Source organism: Candidatus Bealeia paramacronuclearis, assembly GCF_035607555.1.
In the GTDB taxonomy this organism is placed as follows: Bacteria; Pseudomonadota; Alphaproteobacteria; order UBA9655; family UBA9655; genus Bealeia; species Bealeia paramacronuclearis.
Window position 1 is genome coordinate 13,337 of record NZ_JAVHWZ010000002.1, and the last position, 21,627, is coordinate 34,963.

The following is a 21,627-nucleotide window of genomic DNA, read 5'->3' on the forward strand; positions in this document are numbered from 1 at the left end:
GCATGACTGTGGAGTTTCTTGTGGGGGATCAAGAGATTTCATGCGGTGGATCTGTCCCTATCGTGGCCTTTAATTTTCAAGAATGAAAACTTGTGATCCTGTTTTTTTTAATTTTTCAATTTGTGCGCATTGTTTCTTTTTTCTTTCAAGTGATTTAATTTCGAGACACTTAACTAAAGATAGATAACGTGATAAGATGGCTTATTTAAAGGGGGATAGGCCATGGAATGCAAGAAATGTAATTCAGTTCAGTATGTTAAGAATGGAATGGTCAGAGGGATCCAACGCTACCGCTGTAAAAGCTGCGGCTGCAACTTCACAAATACACCTAAGCGCGGAAAGCCAGAGGCCATGAAAGCCTTGGCAATCCTTTTATATACATTGGGAAATGCAAGCTTTGGAATGATCGGAAAGGTTCTTAAAGTCAGTAATGTCGCTGTTTTGAAGTGGATTCGAAAAGAGGCAAAATCATTGGAAAGGCCTGCCGTTCCATCTGACCTTAAGCTCGTTCAAATCGACGAGATGTGGCATTACGTGAATGGAAAAAAAACAAAATTTGGATCTGGAAAGCCTTTGACCCTGTGTCAGGGCGAGTTATCTCCTGGACTTTGGGTCGCCGTGATGATCGAACAGCCAAAAGCTTAATCGACGAAATCGGCACGAGGGATCTCACTTTCATCACGGACGATTGGGAGGGATTTCATCGTCTAATTCCTGAACATCAACTTTTTACTGGCAAGGATTTAACCTACCCAATCGAGCAGGATAACAGCAACACACGTCATTATCTCGCGCGCTTTCGAAGGCGCTCCAAGGTCACGTCTCGAAGCCATGAAATGGTAGATCTTTCCTTACTTCTTCTTTACCATCTCTCCAATCCTGAAGTCTTCAAAAAATATCTGGACTCTTTCTTATCTATCTTTAGTTAAGAGTCTCTTAATTTCCTTATCTTTTTCTTCTCTGGCTTTTTCAGAATCATTGACAAATTTTACAGCCATTAATTTAACTGTCGTCACTCCCACCCCCACGCAGGACAATAAGTATATGTAATCTTTAGGCACAATTGCTGCGATGAGTACACATCCATAGGCTAAAGTATCACAAGCTCTATCTGTAGTTTTTAATATGTTACGTACGATCTTTCCATTCCTGTCATAGGCTTTGAGAAATTCAAGATACTCTTCATCTTCCTGTGAAAAAATATCAATAATTTCTTCGGATGCGGATGGAGAGTGAGATGATTCTTTGTTTTCAATTGCAGATTCTAACTTCTTTTTTTTGGAGGGTTTGCGTGTTAATTGAGTATTTTCTATGGAATCTTCTTTTTTTTCACTTTCCATTGAAAACAATGTGTTGTTTGATGTGAATAAAAACAACAAAAGGCAAAATTGCAGAATTTTCTTCATAATCAAGGGCCTCGTTTTAAGTAAATAGTGCACATTTTAAGGGAATAAATATTAAACACGAGTTACGCAGTTTGCAGCAAAAGGGTGGGAATCTAAGCGAAAGACATGAGTTTTGTTATTTCTCTAGAGATATCATGCTTAATAACATCCCACTGCTGCTGATAAAAAGAGAAGCCTCCAGCAAGTCGTCTTTTAAATCTTTGAATCCAAGCCGAAATGGCAAGAAATATATGATTTCTTTGGGCTCGTCCCGTGCGAGACTGACAGCGTTCAAGACCGCATGTTTGCTTTAATTCCCGATGATAAACTTCGATTTTCCAACGCGATTTCATGACCAGTTCAATATGATCACGAGAGGGATTATCCCTATTGGTTCCGATATAATCCGTGCGACCGTTTTTGGCAACAAACCGGAAAACAGTAATCCATCCATATCCGCGTAAGTGAACTTTCAGTCCTTCATCTGGAATGTCCAGCTTTTCAAGAGTTTCTCCACGATTCACTTTCCTGTTTTTCTTCAACCCCATCACCCATGTCCAGCCTATGGATTCAATGGCCTTCAGATTATTCAAGCTCGAGTACCAAGCGTCTGCAACCACGTCATCCGGATTTATCCCTCTGTCTTGAGCCAGCTTTAACATTTCCCTGAAATGGTCATTCTTGCTTTTGCCATCGCTGGCTTTATCATAAATACGATAATCAACAGGAATAGAGTCATGACTCCTCAGGCCATGCCATACCAAATTGACAAGACCTATCCCCGCAATAACATCATGGGCATTCCCAGAATACTGATAATGCACAAGCTCTATCTTCTCGCTCCGATTTTTATCCAAAATTGTATCGTCACATACTAAAAAACAAGGTTCTTTCTTGTTAATAAGAGATTGAGTAAGATTCCACACTCCGCTCGGACGCAATGCACTAGAACTCAACCATCGATTGACGCTGTCATGCGACAATGGAATCGGTGACACCTCCGAAAGTGCCAACCCTGAATAGCGCACACTGCTGGCTTGTAAAAATGAACGATAAAGTGATTTTGTGCATTTGTGTCGAGACATCATTTCTTCTCATTTAATAAATATTCCCTCTCACCTTATCTCTTCTCTCTTCTCCTGCAAACTGCGTAACTCGTGTTAAAAAAGAATTAATAGAAAGTTTATGGTTTTCTGCTCTGCGTCATCTTGAATTAGTTAATTTTGAAGGTTTAATCGCATCACAACTTTTCGTAAAAATTCGCGTTTTCACCGTTTTCAATTGGAAAGAATGGGTGTATGAATGATTGAAACAATAACAGGCAGGATCCGTGCGTTGATTGAAGATATCAACCTGAGTTTTTTGAAAGAATATCTCCCCATTCTCATGTTTTTGGGAATTGCGTTGGGGCTTTCCCTGGCGCTTGTAATCGTTTCTTATATTCGTGGTGTGAAAAAACCGGACACGGAAAAACTCTCTCCTTATGAATGCGGATTTGAAGCGTTTAATGATGCGCGCATGAAATTTGATGTGAGATTTTATTTGGTTGCAATCCTTTTCATTATCTTTGATCTTGAAGTGGCATTCTTGTTCCCCTGGGCGATTTCGTTGGGAACATTGGGCGCTTTTGGCTTTTGGTCGATGATTGTCTTTTTGGGTGTTTTGACCGTTGGGTTTGTGTATGAATGGCGTAAAGGCGCTTTGGATTGGGAGTAAGGATGACAGCTCAAAAGTTTCTCACGCCTGAAATGATTAATGCCGGGTATCAGCTCAATCCTCAACCTGTCAATTTAACCCAGGACCAACTTTTAACCGCCATTGGCGAAGAAGTGACCCAAAAGGGGTTTTTCGTCACAAAACTGGATGATATGGTCGCGTGGGCGCAAACGGGCTCCTTGTGGCCAATGACTTTTGGGTTGGCATGTTGTGCGGTTGAGATGATGCAAACGGCTGCCAGTCGGTACGATTTGGATCGGTTTGGCGTTGTTTTTCGACCAAGTCCTCGTCAATCGGATTTGATGATTGTGGCGGGAACTTTGACTAATAAAATGGCGCCCGCATTGCGGAAAGTTTACGATCAAATGGCTGAGCCGCGGTGGGTGATTTCCATGGGGTCTTGCGCCAATGGTGGCGGTTATTATCACTATTCCTATTCCGTTGTACGCGGATGTGATCGCATTGTGCCCGTGGATGTGTATGTGCCTGGATGCCCGCCTACAGCTGAGGCTTTGCTTTACGGTATTATGCTTTTGCAACGCAAAATCAAAAGGGAGAAGCGCTTTTCGCGTTAGATAATGATGACCCTCAAATCCCAACTCAAAGACGAACTGAAGGACATAGGAGAGTTTATCTCCTCTGAGATTGGCACGGATATTCTCTCTTGGGAGCTTCTGCATTCTGAGCTCATTTTAATTGTGGAAGCACAGGCGATTTCACGGGTGCTGAGTTATTTGCGGGATTCTGAAGATTTACGTTTTAGTCTTTTGATGGATGTGTGCGGTGTGGATTACCTCGCTCGCGATCCACGCTTTGATGTGGTTTATAATCTTTTGAGCTTAAAACATAACTGCCGTATTCGTGTGAAATGTCAGATTCCTGAAGGCGTTCCTGTTCCTTCGGTTTCAGCCGTTTTCAGCAGTGCTGGTTGGTGGGAAAGAGAGACATTTGATCTTTTTGGAATTCCCTTTGAAAATCATCCGGATTTAAGGCGTATCCTCACCGATTATGGATTTGTGGGGCATCCTTTGCGTAAAGATTTTCCCCTCTCCGGATATGTGGAAGTCCGCTATGATGAAGCGCAGAAGCGTGTGGTCTATGAGCCCGTGGAATTGCCGCAAGCTTTCCGGAATTTTGATTTTGAAAGCCCTTGGGAAGGCGTTCATGATGTTGTGGAACGGACCCATTCTCCTCTTCCTGGAGATGAGAAGGCTGTGGCTTAGGAGTAAATGATGAGCGATCTTAATTCCAAAAAGCGAACAGAAAATTTCACGCTGAACTTCGGGCCTCAGCATCCCGCAGCGCACGGTGTTTTGCGCCTTATCTTAGAATTAGACGGTGAGGTTGTGGAGCGCTCAGATCCTCATATTGGATTGCTTCATCGGGGCACAGAAAAGCTGATTGAATATAAATCCTACCTTCAAGCGGTGCCTTATTTTGATCGTCTGGATTATGTAGCGCCCATGTCTCAAGAGCATGCCTTTGCCCTTGCGGTTGAAAAACTGTTGGGTATTGAGCCGCCTTTACGCGGGCAATATATTCGGGTGATGTTTGCAGAGATCTCAAGGCTTTTAAATCACCTTTTAAATATCACAACTATGGCTCTTGATGTGGGGGCTATGACGCCCCTTTTGTGGGGATTTGAAGAGCGCGAAATTTTGATGGGCTTTTATGAAAAAGTCTCAGGATCGCGCATGCATGCGGCGTATTTCCGTCCCGGCGGTGTTCAAAAAGATTTACCCGCAGGATTGACGGACGAGATTCGCGAATTCATTGATCGGTTTCCAAAAGTCATTGATGACATGGAAACTCTGCTGACGGACAATCGCATTTTCAAACAACGTACGGTTGATATTGGAATTGTTTCCCCAGATCAAGCGGTGGATTGGGGATTCAGTGGTCCGATGCTTCGTGCGTCAAATACGCCCTGGGATTTGCGAAAATCTCAGCCGTATGATGTTTATGAGCGCATGGATTTCAAAATTCCCATTGGTAAGAATGGCGACTGTTATGATCGCTATTTGGTGCGCATGGAAGAAATGCGTCAGTCCGTTGAGATCATCCGTCAATGTTTGGATCAATTGCCAGAAGGCCTTGTGAAAATCGATAATCACAAAATCACACCTCCACCGCGTGCAGAAATGAAGACTTCGATGGAGGCACTGATCCATCATTTCAAACTTTATACCGAAGGCTATTACGTGCCTGAAGGCGAGACGTATACGGCCGTGGAAGCACCCAAAGGGGAGTTCGGAGTTTATTTAGTTTCAGACGGAAGTAATCGTCCGTATCGTTGCAAAATCAGGGCGCCTGGGTTTGCGTTTCTCCAAGGTCTCGATTTTATGTCAAAAGGTCATATGCTTGCGGATATTCCCAGTATTATCGGGTCGATGGATATTGTCTTTGGTGAGATCGATCGATGAGTAAAGGTGCGCAAAATGTTATGAAACATGAACATGAGGATCATGTAGTGTCTAACCAACCTGAATTTTTTGAGTTTACAAAAGAGAATCAAAAACTCGCTGAAAAAATCATTGCCCGCTATCCCGAGGGGCGCCAAGCGAGTGCGATTCTGCCGCTTTTAGATATGGCCCAACGTCAAGCTGGAGGATGGCTTCCAAGAGCGGCAATTGTGCATGTCGCAGATGTGCTTACTATGCCTCAAATCCGTGCATTTGAAGTGGCTACTTTTTATACGATGTTCAATCTTGAACCTGTGGGAAAAAATTTCATCCAAGTGTGCGGCACCACGCCCTGTATGTTGAGAGGCGCTGAGGAGTTGGTCCAAACGTGCAAAAACCATCTTGGTGTTGAAAAAGGCCAAGTCACGGAAGATGGTCTTTTCAGTTGGTGCGAAGTGGAATGTTTGGGTGCTTGTGTGAATGCTCCTATGGTTCAAATTAACGATGATTATTATACCGATCTTGATTCTGAAAAATTCAAAAAGATTCTTGAAGATTTAAAAGCGGGCAAAAAAATTCAGGTGGGATCTTCGCGTGGGCGTCAAGGATCGGCTCCTGAGGGAGGACTTACGTCATTGACTGAAGGCGCAGACTCTTCCAAACCAAAGCCCACAAAGCGAGGTCGAGATGCTCACTGATCAAGATCGAATTTTCACCAATCTTTATGGACTTCAGAAATGGAATCTCAAAGACGCGCAAGGCCGTGGTGATTGGGACGGAACGGCTAAACTGATTAAAAAAGGTCAAGAGTGGATTATCAATGAGGTCATTGCGTCCAACTTGCGTGGCCGTGGTGGGGCAGGATTTCCAACGGGACGGAAATGGTCGTTTCTCCCTAAGGATGATGGAATCACCCCACGCTATTTGGTGATTAATGCCGATGAAAGCGAGCCCGGATCTTGTAAGGATCGCGACATTCTTCTCAATGATCCCCACAAATTGGTGGAGGGTGCCCTTTTGGCAGGCTACGCCATCGGTGCACATAAATCCTACATTTATGTGCGGGGTGAATATTATCGTGAGGCCGAACGCCTTCAAGAGGCCATTGATGAGGCTTATGCCGCAGGATTTTTGGGAAAGAATGCGGCCAAATCCGGCTGGGATTTTGATCTTTATGTGCACAGAGGCGCCGGTGCCTATATTTGCGGTGAGGAAACGGCACTTCTTGAAAGCCTTGAGGGACGCAAAGGGATGCCCCGTTTAAAGCCCCCATTTCCCGCTGTGATTGGCCTTTATGGATGTCCGACCATTATCAACAATGCCGAAACCATTGCCGTTGTTCCCACAATTTTAAGGCGTGGGGGGGCGTGGTTTGCGGGTTTTGGAAATCCTGAAAATACGGGCACCAAGGTTTTCTCTATTTCTGGTCATGTGAATCATCCGTGCAATGTGGAAGAAGAAATGGGAATTCCTTTAAAGGAACTCATAGAAAAACATGCCGGTGGAGTCCGCGGGGGGTGGGATAATCTTTTGGCGGTGATCCCTGGAGGATCTTCCGTTCCGCTTTTGCCCAAAGACATTTGTGAGACTGTTCAGATGGATTTCACATCGTTGCAAAAAGTCAAAAGTGGTTTGGGAACGGCCGCCGTGATTGTGATGGACAAATCCACAGATGTGGTGCGTGCTATTGCCAGGTTATCTAAATTTTATATGCACGAAAGTTGTGGCCAATGCACACCGTGTCGTGAGGGTACGGGTTGGATGTGGCGTCAAATGCTGCGCTTGGCTGATGGCATTGGGACCATTGAAGATATTGATAAATTAGAGGAAGTCACGAAGCAAATCGAAGGGCACACCATTTGTGCTTTGGGAGATGCGGCTGCTTGGCCCGTTCAAGGTTTAATTCGTCATTTTCGAGGTGAACTTGAGCGGCGCATTCATGACCGCCACAAGTTCGCTGCGTAAGGGTAGGGGGAGAATATGCCAAAGCTGACAATTAATGATCAGCCCGTTGAAGTCCCTGAGGGGATGACCGTTCTTCAAGCGTGCCAAATGGCGGGCGTGGAAGTCCCTGTTTTTTGCTATCACGATCGTTTATCGGTTGCGGGAAATTGCCGGATGTGTTTGGTAGAAATGGAAAAAAGCCCAAAACCTGTGGCAAGTTGTGCGATGCCTGCGGGTGAGGGGATGGTCATTCGCACCAATACAGAATCCATCCAAAAAGCTCGGAAAGGCGTTCTTGAATTACTCCTCATTAATCATCCGCTTGATTGCCCAATTTGTGATCAAGGAGGGGAATGTGATCTTCAAGATATCACCATGGCCTATGGTCCAGATTCGAGTCGCTTTCATTTAAACAAGCGCGCTGTGCCTGATAAAAATTTTGGGCCGCTTATTGAGACGGCGATGAATCGCTGCATTCATTGTACGCGTTGTGTACGTTTTGCAACCGAAGTGGCCGGCGTTCCTGAACTTGGTGCTGTTTATCGCGGTGAGCATATGGAAATCGGAACGTATGTGGAAAAATCCATTACGTCTGAGCTTTCCGGAAATATGATTGATCTTTGTCCGGTAGGCGCTCTTACGTCAAAACCTTATGCTTTTAAGGGGCGCCCGTGGGAGCTTTCCCATACACCTTCCATTGACGTTTTGGATGCGGTGGGATCTGCCATTCGTATTGATTCTCGTGGACGCGAAGTGATGCGTATTTTGCCAAGACTCAATGAAGATGTGAATGAAGAATGGATTTCCGATAAGGCACGCTTTGCTTGTGACGGTCTTAAATATCAACGTCTAGATCGTCCTTATGTGAAAGATGCCTCAGGGCGACTTCAAGAGTCTACATGGGAAGAAGCGTTTAACACCATTGCCGAACGCGTGCGCGAGACGGATGGATCAAAAATTGGAGCGTTAGCAGGAAATTTGGCAGACGCTGAATCTATGGTACTTTTAAAAGAATTAATGACGTCTTTGGGATCGCCCCATGTGGACGCCCGGGAGGAAGGCTCCATTCTTGAATCGGGTCATCGCTGTAGCTATATTTTTAATACGTCAATTTCAGGCATTGATCAGGCGGATTTTGTGCTTTTAATTGGTACAAACCCTCGTGTGGAAGCACCTATTATCAATGCGCGAATTCGCAAAAATTATCTTTATAATGGACTTCAAGTGGCGCTCATTGGTGAGGCTCATGATCTTACTTATCCTTATGCACATTTGGGAAATCATCCCCAAATTCTAGAGGAAATTTTAAAAGGCAAGCATACGCTTGCCAAACTTTTGCAAGACGCCAAATGCCCCATGCTTATTTTAGGAGAGGGGGCTTTGAGCCGGAAGGATGGATCTGCGATTCTTCACCTTGCCCGTGAAATTGCCGAAAAGTATGGTCTCATTCATCAAGGTAAAGGTAATCCTTCAGACCATTGGAACGGATTTAATATTCTTCACAAAGCCGCCTCTCGTGTGGGTGCGCTTGATCTTTGCATTGTGCCTGAAAAAGACGGATACGGAACGGCACAAATTATTGAAAAAGCAGATCAAGGAAAACTTGAAATTGTCTATCTTTTGGGCGCTGATGAAATTGATGTAGGCAAACTCAAGAAAACGTTTGTCATTTACCAAGGACATCATGGAGACAAAGGCGCTTCAGTTGCTGATGTGATTTTACCAGCATCGGCATATACGGAAAAAGATGGAACTTACGTGAATACGGAAGGTCGGGTCCAACGCGCGTTTAAAGCGTGTTCAGCACCAGGAGATGCACGAGAAGATTGGAAAATCTTGCGCGCACTTTCTGAAACATTGGGATTGCCCTTGCCTTATAATACCCTTGAAGAGATTCGGGCGCGAATGGTTGAGATTAATCCGCTTTTTGAGGAAGTGGATGTCTTGCAACGTGCGCCTTGGACGTCTTTTGGAAAGTCTGGAATTCTTGAAGATTCTTCTTTTAAAGAGTCCATTGAGAACTTTTATATGACTGATTCTATTAGTCGTCATTCGGTCACCATGGCCGAATGCACGCGTCAGATTTTAGGTCGCGATCAGGAAAAAAGGACAGGGACTCATGGTTGATCTCGGGAATTTTTGGCAAGAGTTTTTGATGCCGGGCTTGACTATGGCTGGACAAATCTTGCTCATTATGGTGCCCTTGATTTTGTCTGTCGCTTATTTGACGTATGCGGAACGTAAAGTAATTGCCGCCATGCAATTGCGAAAAGGCCCTAATGTTGTGGGTCCTTTTGGGTTGCTTCAGCCCATTGCGGATGCGGTTAAACTCATCCACAAAGAAACGATTATTCCCACCAAGTCGAACCCCGTTATTTTTATCATTGCCCCCATTTTGACATTTACGTTGAGTATGATTGCGTGGGCGGTAATTCCCTTTGGCCCCAGTCTTGTGATCAGCGATATTAACGTGGGTGTTCTTTATCTCTTTGCGATTTCGTCCTTGGGCGTTTATGGCATCATTATGGCGGGATGGGCCAGTAACTCGAAGTATCCCTTTTTGGGAGCACTGCGCTCTGCTGCGCAAATGATTTCCTATGAAATTTCCATCGGACTTGTGCTTATCGCCGTTCTTTTGTGTGTGGGCTCGATGAACCTCACGAAAATTGTGGAAGCCCAGGAGAAAATCTGGTTTGTGATTCCGCTTTTGCCTATGGCTGTGATTTTTATGATCTCGGCTTTGGCAGAGACGAATCGGGCACCTTTTGACCTTCCTGAAGCTGAAGCGGAATTGGTTTCCGGTTATAACGTTGAATATTCCTCGATTACCTTCGCACTCTTTTTCTTAGGTGAATATGCCAATATGATTTTGATGAGCGGTATTGGATCCGTCCTCTTTTTAGGAGGATGGTTGCCTCCATTCAATTTCGCACCCTTCACGTGGGTTCCTGGGATTGTCTGGTTTGCGCTTAAAATCTCATTCCTTCTTTTCATTTTCCTTTGGGCCCGGGCCACATTGCCGCGCTATCGCTACGACCAACTCATGCGACTCGGATGGAAAGTCTTTTTGCCTTTTACCTTCGGGTGGGTCGTTTTAACAGCTGGGGTCTTGATGGCTTTGGGCTGGCTTCCAGGACAGGTGTAATATGGTGCAAAAAATTCTCAATCGCGCGAAAAGCTTTTTCTTGATCGAACTGATTAAGGGGTTTGCACTCACATTTCGTTATATGTTTAAGAAAAAAGTAACGCTCGCCTATCCGTATGAAAAGGGAACGCTCTCACCGAGATTTCGTGGGGAGCATGCTTTAAGACGCTACCCTAGTGGTGAAGAGCGATGTATTGCCTGTAAATTATGTGAAGCGGTTTGCCCTGCCCAAGCCATCACCATTGAGGCCCAAGAGCGGGAAGACGGAAGTCGTCGCACAACGCGTTATGACATCGATATGACCAAATGCATTTATTGTGGAATGTGTGAGGAAGCGTGTCCTGTGGATGCGATTGTGGAAGGTCCGAATTTTGAATTTGCGACTGAAACGAGGGAAGAACTTTTTTATAATAAGGACCGTCTTTTGTCTAATGGCGATCGGTGGGAGTCTGAAATTGCAGTCCGTCTTGAAAAAGACGCGGCGTATCGATAGGAGAGTGCGATGATTATCGATTTGTCAGCTCTTTCGTTTTATATGTTCTCAGGCCTCATGTTGGGGTCGGCATTAATGACGATTAGTTCCAAGAATACGGTCCATTCGGTCTTGTGGCTGATTTTAGCATTCTTTAATGCCGCGGGGCTTTTCGTACTTCTTCAAGCGGAATTTTTAGCCATGCTTTTGGTTATTGTTTATGTGGGAGCTGTTGCAGTTTTATTCCTTTTCGTTGTGATGATGCTCAATGTGAACGTCGTTAATGTCAAAGAGTCGATGCTTAAATATAAAACCTTAGGTGTGGTTATTGGATCTATTTTGGTTGCAGAATTGATCTTGGTGTCTTTAGGTTGGACAATCTCACCAGAGGCCGTGGATTTGACTTCAGCGCCTCAAGCGCTTTTCCATGGAAAAACCAATACGGAAGCTTTGGCGAATCTTCTTTATACGCACTATGCCTTTCCTTTCCAAATCTCAGGGCTTATTCTTCTTGTGGCTATGATTGGGGCAATTGTTTTGACTCTCCGTCATCGAGAAGGTGTCAGGCGGCAAAAAATCTATGATCAAGTCTCGCGTCGCCCTCAAGATACCCTTCAGGTTTTAGATGTGCCATTCCATAAAGGAGTTGACCTATGATTTCTCTTGCTCATTATTTGGTTGTGGCAGCCTTCCTTTTTTCCATTGGCGTTTTTGGGATTTTCTTGAATCGCAGGAATGTGATCGTTCTTTTGATGTCAATCGAGCTCATGCTTTTGGCCGTCAATATTAACATGGTGGCCTTCTCTTATTATTTGAAAGATCTCGTGGGGCAAGTTTTTGCCATCTTTATTTTGACGGTCGCAGCAGCTGAAGCTGCTATTGGTCTTGCGATCTTGGTAATTTATTTCCGCAATCGCGGGGATATTGATGTCAACGAAATGAATGTGATGAAAGGCTAAAGGGGAAAATCATGACGACTTTAGCAATCCTTGTCGTTTTCTTACCGCTCATAGGGGGCCTTCTTGCGGGTACTTTTGGATGGCGTTTGGGCGATAAATTCAGCCAGAGAATTACCTCTGGACTTCTCATCACCTCTTTTGTGTGTGCTGTCTTTTTATCCTTAGACACGGTTTTTGCAGGGCACTCATTTGTCTACCCTCTTTTTACCTGGATTCATTTGGATTTCTTCAGCGTTGATTGGGGACTTCAAGTCGATAGTCTTAGTGTGACCATGATGTTGGTTGTGACTTTAGTCTCATCGATGGTTCACGTTTATTCCATTGGTTATATGCACGGGGATCAAGGTATCCCCCGTTTTATGGCGTACTTAAGTCTTTTTACATTTTTCATGTTAATGCTCGTAACTGCCCCCAACTTCCTTCAGATGTTTTTTGGGTGGGAAGGGGTAGGGCTCGCTTCTTATTTGCTGATTGGATATTGGTATGAGCGGGAATCAGCCAATGCAGCCTCCATCAAAGCGTTCATTGTAAACCGTGTGGGCGACGTTGGATTTGCGCTTGGAATTTGTACCGTCATTGTGATTTTTGGAACGTCTGATTTTGTTTCCGTCTTTGGAATGGCTGATGAATATATTAATCTCAATTTTAACTTCTTGGGATTTGAGGTCCACGCGCTCACCATTGCAACATTACTTCTTTTTATCGGCGCCATGGGAAAATCCGCACAATTGGGGCTCCACACGTGGTTGCCCGATGCAATGGAAGGTCCCACACCCGTCTCCGCCCTCATCCATGCGGCCACCATGGTTACGGCTGGTGTTTTCATGATTATTCGAATCTCCCCGCTTTTGGAATATGCTCCTCTTACGCGGGATATTATCTTAATTGTCGGGGCCTTGACATCATTCTTTGCGGCAACTGTTGCGTGTACTCAAAATGACATTAAGCGAATTATTGCTTATTCCACGTGCTCTCAATTGGGACTGATGTTTGTGGCTGCGGGTGTTTCGGCCTATGGCGCCTCGATGTTCCATCTCACAACCCACGCCTTTTTTAAAGCCATGCTTTTTTTAGGTGCAGGATCCGTGATTCATGCCATGTCTGATGAGCAAAACATTCAAAAAATGGGTGGGATCTGGAAATTTATTCCCATTACCTATGTGATCATGTGGATTGGAAATTTGGCTTTGGCAGGAATTCCCTTCTTTGCGGGATATTTCTCAAAAGACATTATTGTTGAGGCCGTGTGGGCTTCTGCAAATCCTTTGGGTCAAATGATTTACGTTATTTGTATTATGGGCATTGTGATGACGGCTTTTTATTCCTGGCGACTTCTCATTTTGACATTTCACGGGAAACCCCGCGCTGATGAAGTGGTCATGGGTCATATACATGAATCACCTATGGTCATGTTAGTTCCTTTGATGGTTTTGGCCGTAGGCTCCGTTTTTGGCGGATATTTCCTGGTTGAGTCCATGGTCGGGGAGGGGAGTCAGGCCTTTTGGAGGAATGCGATTTTTGTACTTTCTCAAAATGATTCCATTCTGGCCGCTCACCACCATACACCACGCTGGATAGAGCTTTCTCCCACGGTGGCCTCCCTCATTGGAATCGGGATTGCGTATTTGTTATATGCTTATTTGACCAATGTTCCTGATCGATTGATGAACGCAATGAAGAGCTTTTACAACTTTCTTTATAAGAAATGGTATTTTGACGAACTTTACGATTCCGTATTTGTGAAGCCTTCCTTGCGCCTGGGAAATATCCTTTGGAAGCGTGGGGATGGAAACTTGATCGATGGTTATGGCCCTGATGGAGTTGCGGCCATATCTTCGCGAGCGGGCGTTCTTTTGTGTCGCTTGCAAACTGGTTATTTGTATCACTATGCCTTTGCTATGATTGTGGGGTTGGCTCTTATCGTGGGGTGGCACCTATGGATATTTTAGTGCGCGGGGAAAATAAAAAATCATGACCACATTGCCTCTTCTTTCCATCACAATTTTTCTGCCGCTGATGGGTGCGCTTTTGATTCTTTTTAATAAAGGATCGAATGACCAGAATGTTAGGTGGGTGGCGCTTTGGACCTCACTTGTGACTTTCATTTTAAGCCTTGTGTTGTGGATGAGCTTTGATCCGGCATCCTCAGATTTTCAACTTGTAGATAAGTTTGAATGGATGGCACTTTTAAACATTGGCTATCATGTAGGGGTCGATGGAATTTCCTTGCCGTTTGTGTTGCTTTCCACTTTCCTTGTACCAATTTGTATTTTGGCAAGTTGGAATTCAATTTCAAAATCCGTTTCGGAATATATGGTTGCGTTTTTGGTTCTTGAGACGCTCATGGTGGGCATGTTTGCAGCCTTGGACTTCGTTCTCTTTTATATTTTCTTTGAAGGCGTCTTGATCCCGATGTTCCTCATCATTGGAATTTGGGGCGGACCACGTCGGGTTTATGCGGCCTTTAAATTTTTCCTTTTCACACTTTTGGGATCGGTCTTGATGCTTTTGGCCATCATCTACATTTATTTTGATGTGGGATCGAGCAATATTCCTTTAGCCCTCACAACCAGGTTTGATCCTTTTATTCAAAACTGGTTGTGGCTCGCGTTCTTTTCCTCTTTTGCGGTGAAAGTTCCCATGTGGCCTGTCCATACCTGGCTTCCCGATGCCCACGTGGAGGCACCCACTGGAGGGTCTGTGATTCTGGCCGGCGTTCTTCTTAAAATGGGCGGATATGGCTTTTTGAGATTCTCACTGCCCATGTTTCCAGAAGCCTCCGAATTCTTCGCCCCCATGGTCTTTACACTTAGTATTGTCGCGATCATCTATACCTCCCTTGTAGCTTTGGCACAAACGGATATGAAAAAGTTAATTGCTTATTCTTCCGTGGCGCACATGGGTATGGTGACTTTGGGGATTTTCACTGTTGACTCCGAGGGCGTTGGAGGGGCGGTTACCCAAATGGTCAGTCATGGATTGGTTTCAGCGGCGCTCTTCTTGTGCGTGGGCGTGATTTATGACCGAATCCACACGCGCGAAATATCTGCCTACGGAGGTCTTGTTCAACGGATGCCCATTTATGCGGGTGTCTTTATGCTCTTTACCTTTGCCTCCATTGGTCTTCCTGGAACTAGTGGGTTTGTAGGCGAATTCTTGGTTCTTTTAGGAACTTATAAAGTTAATACCTGGGCTGCCCTTTTGGCAGCGAGTGGTATGGTTTTGGGGGCGGCTTATGCGCTTTGGCTTTATAGGCGCATTATTTTTGGAAAACTCACAAAACCTAATCTCAAAAATATTACGGATCTTAATTCCATTGAGAAAGCGGTTTTTGCGCCCATGGCCGTGGCCGTTTTATTCTTGGGAATTTATCCTATGCCACTTTTAAAAATGATGGACGCCACCGTTCAAGACCTTGTCGATAAATATAACATTGCGCTGGATCCTGAGGTGGAATTGGACGCTGATGGGCAGCCCTTAGAAATGGCGCAAGCCAAAATTGAATCACGTGGGGGAGCCTACTAATGTTGGACTTTTATCTTCCTAATTTTTCATTAATCTTGCCTGAAATTATTCTGGCCATCACCGCCTTAGGACTTCTTCTCGATGGTGTGATGACCGGCGCTGAAAAAGGTGTGGCCGTCAGACGCACGGCGCATGTGGCAATTCTCTCCATGATTGTTGCAGGTGTATTTTTAGGGGCGTCCTGGCAAGTTGATTTAAGGCAGGTCAGTTTTAATGGTCAATTTTATCTCGACAATTATGTCATCTTGACAAAAATTTTGGTTTTGATTGGGTCATCTTCAGCTCTTGCCATGTCGCTTTCCAATTTGCAACGCAGTGGTATTGAGAGATTTGAGTTCCCCATCTTGGGCCTTTTGGCAACGCTCGGCATGATGGTGATGCTTTCTTCAAATGACCTTTTGCCTCTTTTTATGGGGCTCGAACTTCAAGGGCTTTCCCTCTATATTTTGGCGGGTCTTAGTCGGGATCGCTTGAGCGTTTCTGAAGCGGCATTAAAGTATTTCGTGTTGGGCGCTCTTTCCACAGGACTTTTTCTTTATGGCGTAAGCCTTATTTATGGATTTGCAGGGACCACAAATTTCGATACCTTAACGGCCGTGTTCCGGTTTGGGGCTGTTGATGGTGTGTCCATTGGAGTTGTCATAGGTCTTGTTTTTGTGATTGCAAGTTTGGCTTTTAAAGTTTCCACCGTGCCTTTTCACATGTGGACACCGGATGTGTATCAAGGGGCCGCAACACCTGTGACCGCATTTTTGGCATCTGCCCCTAAAATCGCAGCTCTTGCACTTTTCTTACGTCTAATGATGGATCCTTTTCAGTTGTTGTTTGAACAATGGCAACAAATTCTGATTGTTATCGCGGCGGGTTCTATGATTTTAGGCGCCTTTGCCGCTTTGTCTCAAACCGATCTTAAACGCCTTTTGGCTTATAGCTCCATTGGACAAATGGGATATGCGGTGATGGGTATTGCGGCCGGTACAGAAGAAGGTGCGCGCGGCGTCATTCTTTATATGATCATTTATGCAGCCATGATTATTGGCGTTTTTGCCTGCATTCTTCATTTGAAATCCCGGAGTCGTCAGACGTTTAATGACATTTCTGATCTCAGTGGTCTTTCCCAATCCCACCCGAAACTAGCTTTCGTTTTGTCCACATTTATGTTTTCCATGGCGGGAATTCCACCCTTGGCCGGATTTTTTGGAAAGCTTTATATTTTTATGTCTGCCATTGAAGCGGGTCTGACGTGGCTTGCGATTTTGGGCGTTTTGTCTTCGGTTGTTTCTGCCTTTTATTATTTGAGAATCGTCAAAACTATTTATTTTGATGCGCTTCCAGAGACACCTCTGGTTATGGCAGGTTCTGGCGGTGCGGTGGCTTTTGAAAATACCATCGTTTTAAATGGTGCCTTTTTGTTCACACTTTTGTTCTGCGTCTATCCACAAGGGCTTTTGCGTATTGTACAAGAAGCCGTTGTTGCTTTGATGAATTGATTTTATGAAATCGCAAGAGCTCTCCCCTGGTGTTTCTCTCTATATTTTTGACGAGCTTGAAACCACCATGGTGGAGGCACGAAAGCGTGCCCAAACAGGTGCTTCTCAAGGAACTACGGTGGTTGCTCTCAAACAAACTCAAGGACGAGGACGCCTTGGACGCACATGGATTTCTGAGCCCGGAAATCTTTACATGACCACGCTTTTAAAACCTGCCCTTGAGATGAAGGATGCGGGAAAAATTTCACTGATTGTGGGACTTGCTTTAAAAAATGTTTTGGAATCTTATGTCAAAGATTCAGAGGTTCAACTAAAATGGCCCAATGATGTTTTAATCAAGGGACAAAAAGTTGCGGGTATTTTGCTCGAGATGATTCCAGGAGTGGAGGAGGGGAGTTTCATCCTTCTTGTAGGAATTGGGGTTAATGTTTCTCATTATCCCGAAAATGTCCGCTATCCCGCAACATCTTTGGCCTCTTTGGGTGTTTCTCTTGATCCGACCCAATTGATTCAGCCCATTGTGACAACACTTCTAAAGATGACAGAAAATTTTGTAAGTGATCCTCAGTTCAATTGGAAAAAAGATTGGATGGCTTCGGCTTATGGTCTTGAGAGAGCGATTCTTCTCACCCATGATTCGGGGAAAATCGTAGCCCAAGGGATTTACCAAGGTATTGATCACAACGGGTCCCTCGTGATTCAAGACGATACTGGAAATATGTGTGCCTATTATGTCGGCGATGTCGTTTTTCAAAAGGTGCCGCTAAAAACCTCTTTTTAGTAAGAAAATCTCTCTCTTCACATCACAAAAAAATTTAAACTTGATTTAAATTTGAATTCCAACATATCCTTAAAATATTATTATTTTATTGAATGTTGGGTTTAAATATGTCGATCTCTTTAGAAGAAGCCAAGATTATCATTAATAATCTGGACCTTACTCATGTGATGAATCGTGTTCGGAAAGAAAAACACTGGAGCCCTCGCATGGTTCAGGTGGCGACTCAATTTTACAAAAATTTCTTAATTCTGTGCAAAAAACATGAAGACATTCATCTCTCCCCCTCTCTTCAAATTGATGAAATCTGGCATGCGCATATTCTTTATACGCAAGATTATTATGAGATGAGTGAGAAGGTTTTTGGAAGTTATCTTCATCATCAACCCATTCATGAAGAAGAATCTCAAGAGAGCGGAGCCGAAAATGGAATCCAACTTCTTCAACGTTTGCATGGCGAAGAATTTGGAGCCCCTATTTATGACGCCGTTTATTCATTTCAGGATTTAAAATTTGCGTTTTTAAATTTCACTATAAATCGCGTAATTAAGCCCTTTTCAAAGGTCTTAAACGGGGCAATGGGCAATTCAACTCGATATCCAACTTGACAATAAGAAGAAAGCTGTTAGAAAATTCATCACTGTGCATTTTATAAATGCACGGATAATGTTACCACCGTGTTATTAAAGGAGTAAATTTATGACAATCCTCGAAAAAATCAAAGCCCGTTTCTTCGGAATAAAAATTGCAGCTTGTAACCCAATTTGCAAAAAGCACTAATGAAAATACTTTAATGAGAAATTTTTAGAGCATTTCTCTAAATGTTTCTCATTTTACTTTTTACAGTTTTATGTTGTAAACAAATTTATCTTCTCCCAAATTGGTAACGTATAGAACCAAATAAAATCAAATGTCCCAAGCGGAAAATACGAACTAATTTCTTGCTGCCAATCGCGAAGGCTTTTCATTGATTTATCAAAATGATTGGGGCAATTTTGATTAACGATTATATATGCATAGTCTGAATAATTCCATTCAATAAATTTGCTTAACTCATTACTTGCTATGTTTGTTGCAGTTATTCCAATTTGATTGAGTTCGTTTATGATAACTCCCACTTCATCTAGTTTTTCCTTGCGTGAATCTTGTGTTTTTAGAACCTCCGACCACACAGCTTTTTTTACGTTTGCATTATCTGTGTTTTCCATTGATTGGCAAAAGAACAAAGTCCAAGCCGCATCTTCTCTCAATTTTACAACAGTTGACTCAGCCTTCCAAAACAACTCTTTTTGAGGTTGTATCCATCCTGTATAAAGAATTGAAAATAAAGAGGCAAAGACAAGTGAGAATTTGAATTTTTTGGAGCGTCGTTTCCAAAAATTTTTCAGTTTGTCAAAAAAATCCATTTTTGTTCCCATGGGTTTTAACGATTACTTCTGTAGATCTCCCAGCAGCCCTTCACCAAATCAGGGGTTAGAGATTTGCATTGATTGCAGTTATCGAGATAAAGGTGATTATTACATTTTTCTCCGTGTCCTTCCTTGCAAGAGTCAACGAGTTCCTTTTGGCAGGCCTCATGACTACAGATTTTTTCACACTCCTCTTTTGTGTGTGTGGCTTGAAGGGAGGGTGATACAAAAAAAGTTAAGGATAAGACCAAATATACGCTGAGCCCAAAGATGTGCATAATGAAAAGCCCCTGTATTAATTATTTTATCTTGAAACGTTATAACTTATTTGAGGTTGGTGTAAGGGGCTAATTTTAAAAATTGAAATTAAACTTTTCCTCGTTCCAAATCTTCCTCTTTTGAGAGAAGTTCAAGCCACCTCTCTTCTTTGAGATGAAGGGTTGTGCGATGTTTTTCGAGAAGCGTTGTTGTGCGTTCAAAATCTTGAGGTGATCGCGTGAAAAATGTAGGGTCCGACAACTGTTCCTCAAGTTTTTGAACTTGGGCGTATAAGGCTTCAATTTCGTCGGGCAAAAGGGAAAGTTCGCGGGCTTCGTTATAGGTAAGCTTTACCTGGACTTTTGGCTTTTCAGGGGCTGGCTGCGAGTTCTTTTTTTCTGGTTTTAAAGGTGTTGCATTTGTCCTCTGAAGTGCATAGTCCGTATAACCCCCCACATACATCTGGACATGGCCTTGTCCTTCAAATGCCAAAATATGTGTTGTGATGCGATCAAGGAAGTCGCGATCGTGACTGACCAAAAGAAGGGTGCCAGGATAGTCTGACAAATATTCTTCAAGCAAATCGAGTGTTTCCATATCAAGGTCATTTGTAGGCTCGTCCAGAATCAGGAAATTACTGGGTTTGGCCAAAATTTTTGCAAGAAGAAGTCGATTGCGTTCGCCACCTGAAAGATTCCTTAAGGGGGTTAGCGCCTTTTTTCGATCAAAAAGAAAATCTTGCAAATATCCCATGACATGGCGAGGTTCGCCTTGTACAAAGATCTGATCTCCCCCTTGTTCACACAAAGTTTGCCACGCATTCAGGTCTAGATTCAGTGCGGCTTGTGTTTGATCAAAAATGGCAATCTCAAGATTTTTAGCGCGACGAATGTGTCCTTGATCCGGTGAGATCTGCCCTGTTAAAAGTTTCAGGAGGGTTGTTTTTCCAGCACCATTAGGTCCTAAAATACCAATTCGATCGCCGCGCATAATGCGACAGGAAAGGTCCTTAATAATGGGGCGCTCCTCATAGCTTTTAAATACATGTTTAGTCTCAACAACTAATTTACTTCCTATGGGAGAGTCTTGAGAGGTAAAGGCCACCCCCCCTTGAGGGCCTTGATGCTGACGTTTTTCTTTACGCAATTCCATAAGGTTCCGAAGACGCCCCATGTTACGTTTTCTGCGGGCGGTTACCCCTTTATGAAGCCATTCCATTTCTTGGGCAATCTTCAGAGAGAGTTTTTCCTGACCCCGGGCTTCGACCTCTAAAATACCATCCGCCCATTCTTCGAAATGGGAAAAATTTTTCTCAAGAATACGTAATTGCCCGCGATCCAACCAAAAGGTTCTTTTTGAGAGTTTCTTTAAAAAGGCGCGATCATGGCTGATGATAAGAATGGCTCCGGGATAGTGGGTGAGGTTCTCCTCCATCCATTCAATTGTCTTGAGATCCAAGTGATTGGTAGGCTCATCAAGCAATAAAATATCAGGGCGCCCCACCAGAGCTTTGGCCATCATCACGCGGCGAGATTCACCTCCCGAAAGTGTGGCGAGATTTTTCTCAGGATCAATCTCCAAATGGCTAAGGGCTTCTTCCAGGATGTGGGGTTCGAGTTTCTTCCCAACCTCTTGCTTTAAAAAATCGAGAATGCTCATGTCAAAAGGTGGCGCCAAAGATTGGTCCAAAATGCCGATTTTGAGATTCGGTTTGGCGTGCCTTTCGCCCCCATCCAGCTCAATGCGTCCGGACAAGGCTTTTAAAAGTGTGGACTTGCCTGATCCATTCCGGCCCACAAGCGCCACGCGATCTCTTGGGAAAATCGATAGAGAAATATGATCCAATATCGGTGCCCCGCCAAACGTGACGAACGCTTCATTTAAAGTGAGAAGGGGCGGAGTTACAGTCAAGGTAAAGTCCCATAAATTGTTGGTTTGAATAAATTTTATCTTGTGTCTAAGAGGGTGATATTAGAATGAAGGTTCTTCTACAATGCCCAAACGGACAATCTCACTGAGGTGAGATTTCATATAGTGTAGTGGTCATAATTGCATTTGAAGCTCCTAAATTCAACAAATCATTATAGTCCGTTCTTTAGAGTTTGTAAGATTTTTTTTCATAAGGTGCCTCTGCACTCTACAAA

General features: G+C 43.8%; 22 protein-coding genes. 18 read left to right on the forward strand and 4 right to left on the reverse strand.

Annotated features, from left to right (window positions below):
• Positions 1-222: 222 nt before the first annotated feature.
• Complete coding sequence (locus tag Bealeia2_RS04795) at positions 223-645, forward strand: IS1/IS1595 family N-terminal zinc-binding domain-containing protein (RefSeq protein ID WP_331255242.1); 423 nt, start codon at positions 223-225, stop codon at positions 643-645.
• Complete coding sequence (locus tag Bealeia2_RS10540) at positions 582-929, forward strand: IS1 family transposase (RefSeq protein WP_414437814.1); 348 nt, start codon at positions 582-584, stop codon at positions 927-929. The genes Bealeia2_RS04795 and Bealeia2_RS10540 overlap by 64 nt, the downstream gene beginning before the upstream one ends.
• On the opposite strand, the gene Bealeia2_RS04800 is transcribed toward Bealeia2_RS10540, so the two are convergent.
• A complete protein-coding gene (locus Bealeia2_RS04800; protein WP_331255987.1) occupies positions 912-1,340 on the reverse strand; it encodes a hypothetical protein in 429 nt (142 codons plus the stop codon). The genes Bealeia2_RS10540 and Bealeia2_RS04800 overlap by 18 nt on opposite strands.
• Before the next feature lie 158 nt (positions 1,341-1,498).
• Positions 1,499-2,470: an IS701 family transposase gene (locus Bealeia2_RS04805; protein ID WP_422388038.1), complete on the reverse strand. Its 972-nt coding sequence runs from the start codon at positions 2,468-2,470 to the stop codon at positions 1,499-1,501.
• Between the two features lie 217 nt (positions 2,471-2,687).
• Here Bealeia2_RS04805 and Bealeia2_RS04810 point away from each other — a divergent pair, with 217 nt between their 5' ends.
• The 16 genes from Bealeia2_RS04810 to Bealeia2_RS04885 all read left to right on the forward strand — a co-directional run bounded on the left by Bealeia2_RS04810 (position 2,688) and on the right by Bealeia2_RS04885 (position 18,424).
• A complete protein-coding gene (locus Bealeia2_RS04810; protein ID WP_331255988.1) occupies positions 2,688-3,101 on the forward strand; it encodes an NADH-quinone oxidoreductase subunit A in 414 nt (137 codons plus the stop codon).
• Between the two features lie 2 nt (positions 3,102-3,103).
• Positions 3,104-3,676 (forward strand): NuoB/complex I 20 kDa subunit family protein, encoded by a 573-nt coding sequence (locus Bealeia2_RS04815; protein WP_331255989.1) that lies wholly within the window; start codon positions 3,104-3,106, stop codon positions 3,674-3,676.
• Between the two features lie 3 nt (positions 3,677-3,679).
• Positions 3,680-4,324 carry an NADH-quinone oxidoreductase subunit C gene (locus tag Bealeia2_RS04820; RefSeq protein WP_331255990.1) on the forward strand — a complete coding sequence of 215 codons (645 nt, stop codon included), beginning with the start codon at positions 3,680-3,682 and terminating at the stop codon, positions 4,322-4,324.
• Positions 4,325-4,333: 9 nt separating this feature from the next.
• On the forward strand, positions 4,334-5,524 hold the full coding sequence (locus tag Bealeia2_RS04825) for an NADH-quinone oxidoreductase subunit D (RefSeq protein ID WP_414437860.1): 1,191 nt from the start codon (positions 4,334-4,336) through the stop codon (positions 5,522-5,524).
• Between the two features lie 20 nt (positions 5,525-5,544).
• On the forward strand, positions 5,545-6,201 hold the full coding sequence (gene nuoE / locus Bealeia2_RS04830; protein WP_331255992.1) for an NADH-quinone oxidoreductase subunit NuoE: 657 nt from the start codon (positions 5,545-5,547) through the stop codon (positions 6,199-6,201).
• Positions 6,191-7,468, forward strand: a complete 1,278-nt coding sequence (gene nuoF, locus Bealeia2_RS04835; RefSeq protein WP_331255993.1) for an NADH-quinone oxidoreductase subunit NuoF — start codon at positions 6,191-6,193, stop codon at positions 7,466-7,468. The genes nuoE and nuoF overlap by 11 nt, the downstream gene beginning before the upstream one ends.
• 15 nt (positions 7,469-7,483) lie before the next feature.
• A complete protein-coding gene (nuoG, locus tag Bealeia2_RS04840; RefSeq protein ID WP_331255994.1) occupies positions 7,484-9,574 on the forward strand; it encodes an NADH-quinone oxidoreductase subunit NuoG in 2,091 nt (696 codons plus the stop codon).
• Positions 9,567-10,592: an NADH-quinone oxidoreductase subunit NuoH gene (gene nuoH, locus Bealeia2_RS04845; protein ID WP_331255995.1), complete on the forward strand. Its 1,026-nt coding sequence runs from the start codon at positions 9,567-9,569 to the stop codon at positions 10,590-10,592. The genes nuoG and nuoH overlap by 8 nt, the downstream gene beginning before the upstream one ends.
• Before the next feature lies 1 nt (position 10,593).
• Entirely contained in the window at positions 10,594-11,085 is a 492-nt protein-coding gene (gene nuoI / locus Bealeia2_RS04850) for an NADH-quinone oxidoreductase subunit NuoI (RefSeq protein WP_331255996.1), read from the forward strand.
• A gap of 15 nt (positions 11,086-11,100) precedes the next feature.
• Entirely contained in the window at positions 11,101-11,721 is a 621-nt protein-coding gene (locus Bealeia2_RS04855; protein WP_414437861.1) for an NADH-quinone oxidoreductase subunit J, read from the forward strand.
• Entirely contained in the window at positions 11,718-12,023 is a 306-nt protein-coding gene (nuoK, locus tag Bealeia2_RS04860) for an NADH-quinone oxidoreductase subunit NuoK (RefSeq protein WP_331255998.1), read from the forward strand. Before Bealeia2_RS04855 ends, nuoK begins: the two co-directional genes overlap by 4 nt.
• 11 nt (positions 12,024-12,034) lie before the next feature.
• On the forward strand, positions 12,035-13,972 hold the full coding sequence (gene nuoL, locus Bealeia2_RS04865; RefSeq protein ID WP_331255999.1) for an NADH-quinone oxidoreductase subunit L: 1,938 nt from the start codon (positions 12,035-12,037) through the stop codon (positions 13,970-13,972).
• A gap of 22 nt (positions 13,973-13,994) precedes the next feature.
• Entirely contained in the window at positions 13,995-15,548 is a 1,554-nt protein-coding gene (locus tag Bealeia2_RS04870; protein WP_331256000.1) for an NADH-quinone oxidoreductase subunit M, read from the forward strand.
• On the forward strand, positions 15,548-17,038 hold the full coding sequence (gene nuoN, locus Bealeia2_RS04875) for an NADH-quinone oxidoreductase subunit NuoN (protein WP_331256001.1): 1,491 nt from the start codon (positions 15,548-15,550) through the stop codon (positions 17,036-17,038). The genes Bealeia2_RS04870 and nuoN overlap by 1 nt, the downstream gene beginning before the upstream one ends.
• Before the next feature lie 4 nt (positions 17,039-17,042).
• Complete coding sequence (locus Bealeia2_RS04880; protein WP_331256002.1) at positions 17,043-17,819, forward strand: biotin--[acetyl-CoA-carboxylase] ligase; 777 nt, start codon at positions 17,043-17,045, stop codon at positions 17,817-17,819.
• Between the two features lie 92 nt (positions 17,820-17,911).
• Positions 17,912-18,424, forward strand: coding sequence for a glycine-rich domain-containing protein (locus tag Bealeia2_RS04885; protein ID WP_331256003.1), 513 nt, complete (start codon positions 17,912-17,914; stop codon positions 18,422-18,424).
• Between the two features lie 240 nt (positions 18,425-18,664).
• Here the strand turns inward: Bealeia2_RS04885 and Bealeia2_RS04890 are convergent, their stop codons facing one another.
• Positions 18,665-19,222 carry a hypothetical protein gene (locus Bealeia2_RS04890; protein ID WP_331256004.1) on the reverse strand — a complete coding sequence of 186 codons (558 nt, stop codon included), beginning with the start codon at positions 19,220-19,222 and terminating at the stop codon, positions 18,665-18,667.
• Positions 19,223-19,591: 369 nt separating this feature from the next.
• Positions 19,592-21,328 carry an ABC-F family ATP-binding cassette domain-containing protein gene (locus Bealeia2_RS04895; RefSeq protein ID WP_331256005.1) on the reverse strand — a complete coding sequence of 579 codons (1,737 nt, stop codon included), beginning with the start codon at positions 21,326-21,328 and terminating at the stop codon, positions 19,592-19,594.
• Between the last annotated feature and the right edge of the window lie 299 nt (positions 21,329-21,627).